The organism is Dehalococcoidia bacterium (assembly GCA_028711995.1).
GTDB lineage: Bacteria > Chloroflexota > Dehalococcoidia > SZUA-161 > SpSt-899 > JAQTRE01.
The window spans coordinates 1-3,647 of the sequence record JAQTRE010000200.1 but is presented as its reverse complement, the minus strand read 5'-3'; the positions used below and the strand labels follow the sequence as shown (position 1 = coordinate 3,647).

The following is a 3,647-nucleotide window of genomic DNA, read 5'->3' as shown; positions in this document are numbered from 1 at the left end:
CACAACATACTATAATCCCCAAGGTCAATAGCTCCCGCCAAATATCCTCCTGTTCTTACACCGGTGGGCAGACCCTAGCCTCTCTTTACCTGGCTCCCAACTTAGCCGTCAGATGCGAGATCATCCCGATATTATCGGGAGTCCCATCATACCTCATACGGGTTTGGCCAGGAGGGCAGGGGCACCATGTTGTGCACACGGGTTTGCTCAGATGAGCCCCCAAAACATCGAACGGCGTCTCCCTGCCCACCTGATGTCTCGTAAATTCCTCCTAACTGGTCACCAGCACTAGACGCGGCGACCGATACAAAGTCCGATTCTTCACCAGGGCGAATGATAAGCGCAAGAGTCTGTTCAAAGCAGCTCCCACAACCTCTCTTCCGTTGAGAGGGTGGGCATGGGCCGGCCTCTCCCGCTTCTGTTTTGCCCAAGCACGAAAATCCGCATTGAATCGGAGCATTGGAATAACCGAAGTCCAGGCGCAGTATCTCAACACCGGCCGTCCTTGCTTACTCATAGGCGTATGGGTGCTCCGTTTCCCCGCCGACTCTGACTCGGTAGGATTGCTGCCAGCCATCTTTATCATTTGCTTTGCGGTCCGGTATGACTTGAAGCAGCCAAGTTCCGCAAGCAAGCCGGCCACCGCGATGTAATTAAGTCCGGTTATCGAGAGCATATACTTGCCTTCCTCTGTTTCATCCACTAACTCAACCAGTGTTTGCTCAATAGCGCAGATTTGTCTTTTGATGAGTTCGAGCTTCTCTACTAGAAAAGCAATCTCACAAGCCACAGACCGGGCACCCGCTGCAATACCAATAGATGTTATCGCGACCTGATGGAGAGCTCGCAATTTTCTCCGCATCAGACGATGACCATGATAGTGAGCTTCGATAGTGGCAACGAATTCGTCCGCCGTCATTCCAACAATCACACCAGGGACAGCGCAACACGAGATTACACAGAGAGCGGTCACTGCACACGGGTCCTTGAAGACATGGACGAACTCCGGGAAAAGCCCATCAAGCAGGCCTTTCATTAGGTTGGTGATCCTGGTCCTTTCCTTGACCAGCCGCCGGTAAGCATTATGGGCAGTTCGCAACTCGGCGTAGACGCCTTGAGGAACGGTGCTCTCTACAAACTCGCCCGTACATAAGAGCTGTGCCGCAACCTCGCCGTCCCGGTAGTCATTTTTCCGGCGATTAAGGTCTTTCCCTTCCCGCCTCCGCTTCAACGTATACTGGTTGATGAAGCGAAAAGAAATACCTCGCTCGTTCAAGAAGTACGCTACGTTTCGCCAATAGTGGCCGCCAGTCTCGATGGCAAACATAACGCCGAAGCAACCTGATCTCACTATTTCTGTCCTGACGCGGCGTAACATGAATTCAAGCCCTTCCTTTGTGTTGTCAAACTTGAATCTGTCGCGCGTGGTTAAGTCCTGAGTAATAGCCACTGCGGCGTGCTTTTTCTTGTGGGGGTCTATTCCCACGATTAGGTAACCTTCGGGTACTTGCTTCATTTTCTGGGCTGCGGTATTCTGCATTTGAGATAGCTCCTCCTCTTTAGATTCGGTGTTTGTACGACCACCGTTTCCATTGTAGCTGGAGCTATCTCTTTCCGTTGCCCAATATACTAATTCATCGGAATGTTGGATTGAAATCGCTCTCGAGGATAAGCGTTGTAACTAGCCGCTGGCATCACCATCCCGTGAAATGGCGACCCATTGAGAGACAGACGGCAGATAATCAAGCTTTGAATGTCCGAGCTTCAGTTTTTCGATCATTGGAATCAGGTTGCCACACGGTTCTCCATTGCGAGCTTTCTCTCTCAACTCCTTTAGGCATACTACCAGACTTTCCATCGTAACCCAGGTGCGTTCTGGTGTAAGCCTATCCCTGGAGACAACCAACAAGTCCTGATCCAGAGACACGGCCCAGCTGGACTTCCCCAGTTCTTGTACAGCGCCATCCAAGCCTGACATCGCAAAAGCCAGAGCAGAGAGCCCGTTTCGATTCAGGGCTCCGCCCAGGATTAGTCCGGCCAAGGCAGTTGCTATGCCAACTCCCAGTTTCTTACCATCTTTGCCCATTGACTCGAAACCTGCCTGTCGGGCTAGCGACTTTCTCAGATTCGTAAGTCGCCGTGCAAGAATATCTGTTTTGAGCACTTCTGTCAGCGTACACATGGTTTGAAACCGAGCGGACAGCTGGTGAGCACGTCTTTCTATCAGGAGGACCTCTTGACCGAGCCCATCAACGGTCTCCTTGAACTCCGAATATTTCATCAATTTCTCCCTACTCGACCTGTAACCTCTTCGATGAGACTACTCAGGGTATTTTCGGAGTCTTCGCCTTTCTCAACCATCGCCTTCATCTCCCCGATTACTCCAGCTACCCTCATAGCCTCGGCGAATAGGCCATCGAGCTCTCCCTTCATGTTATCCGCCTGTTGCTGCAACTGCGTGACCGCTTTCTGTCCCGTGTCCGCTATCTGCTGGATGGTTGAAGCGGCGCTCTCCGTAATCTCGTTTCTGAGAATATCCCGTTGCTTCTCGAGCTCCATTATCTGGCCGGTCAGCAGTGATATTTTGCTGGTCAAATCCTCAAGTTTCACCATTTCCGCCGCCTGACACTCCTGCAACTCGGTGATGCTCTTGAAGGTACCCAGTGCTGTAAAGAACCTCTGCTTGACCTCGTTTTCACCAGTGCCAGCCTCTAAAGCCATTCTCTCAATAATGGCTCTTAAACGGAGCAGGTCCTCGTCGTACAAACCGATAGTGTTCAGCCGAACCACGGATGCCTGCTTGCCATCGACCTGTGCTGACAATGTAGTCTTCTTCTGCTGTAGCTCTTGTATTTCCTTATCAAGTGCGGTGCGCGCCAGCCTGCTTTTATCGATTCTGGACTGGAGCCCCTTGGCGCTGTCAGTCAGCACACCGACTTCGGTCTCCAGTTTGGCCTTACCCTTCCCCAACTTATACACATGGGCTGACGTAGAAGCAACCTCTTTAGACAGCTTTGCCTTCTTCTTGTGCAGAGAAGTGGTGTCCATCTTTAGTTTCTCTATGTCTTCTTTTCCTTTCCTATATTCCTCAATCACTGTCTCGAATGTCTTTCCTTCAGCCTCTTCCAACTGGTAGAGTCTTATGGCTGCTCCCAAAAAACCAGCGGTCGGAAAATCTGGTGGATTGAATTTGCTTATCAGTTGGGCCCAGCGCTTAAAATGCTCTGGGACAATGTCCAGTTCATGAGCCTTTTCGAAGAGTGAGAGACCAAGCACAGCCTGCGAAGCCGACAAGCCCTTCTTCTTGAGGTCAAGTGAGAGCTGACGAAGGTCATTTACCTGGTCGGAGGGGGTACCGGGGATATCGAGTTTACCGGTTTCCAATTCCCGGACAATATTGGCAATACTGCCGTGAGACACTCCAGTGTATTGTTCCATCTCCCCATAGGTGCAGCCAAGGAGATAGCACCGGGCTACCTCCACTTTCTTTGTTCTCGATATTTCCTTCATTATCGTCCTCCTCTACGTAGTTATTTTCCAGGCTAATTTCGCTGTCATTTCCCGTGTCTCGTGTCATGTGATTTGACCATTTGACTATTTGACCGACCATTGACCGATGTTTTGACCATTTCAACTATTACTTGCCC

Annotated in this window: 3 protein-coding genes; all 3 read right to left on the bottom strand. The window is 50.8% G+C overall.

From position 1 onward, the window contains the following. Nucleotides 1-271: 271 nt before the first annotated feature. Nucleotides 272-1,540, bottom strand: coding sequence for an IS110 family transposase (locus PHV74_15415; protein MDD5095741.1), 1,269 nt, complete (start codon nt 1,538-1,540; stop codon nt 272-274). Between the two features lie 141 nt (nt 1,541-1,681). Continuing rightward, nucleotides 1,682-2,281 (bottom strand): hypothetical protein, encoded by a 600-nt coding sequence (locus PHV74_15410; GenBank protein ID MDD5095740.1) that lies wholly within the window; start codon nt 2,279-2,281, stop codon nt 1,682-1,684. Then, nucleotides 2,281-3,510, bottom strand: coding sequence for a hypothetical protein (locus PHV74_15405; protein MDD5095739.1), 1,230 nt, complete (start codon nt 3,508-3,510; stop codon nt 2,281-2,283). Before PHV74_15405 ends, PHV74_15410 begins: the two co-directional genes overlap by 1 nt. Between the last annotated feature and the right edge of the window lie 137 nt (nt 3,511-3,647).

Bases quoted from the DNA above. Each gene is read 5' to 3' on its own strand.
- PHV74_15415 (MDD5095741.1), bottom strand. From the start codon at position 1,540: ATGCAGAATACCGCAGCCCAGAAAATGAAGCAAGTACCCGAAGGTTAC.
- PHV74_15410 (MDD5095740.1), bottom strand. From the start codon at position 2,281: ATGAAATATTCGGAGTTCAAGGAGACCGTTGATGGGCTCGGTCAAGAG.
- PHV74_15405 (MDD5095739.1), bottom strand. From the start codon at position 3,510: ATGAAGGAAATATCGAGAACAAAGAAAGTGGAGGTAGCCCGGTGCTAT.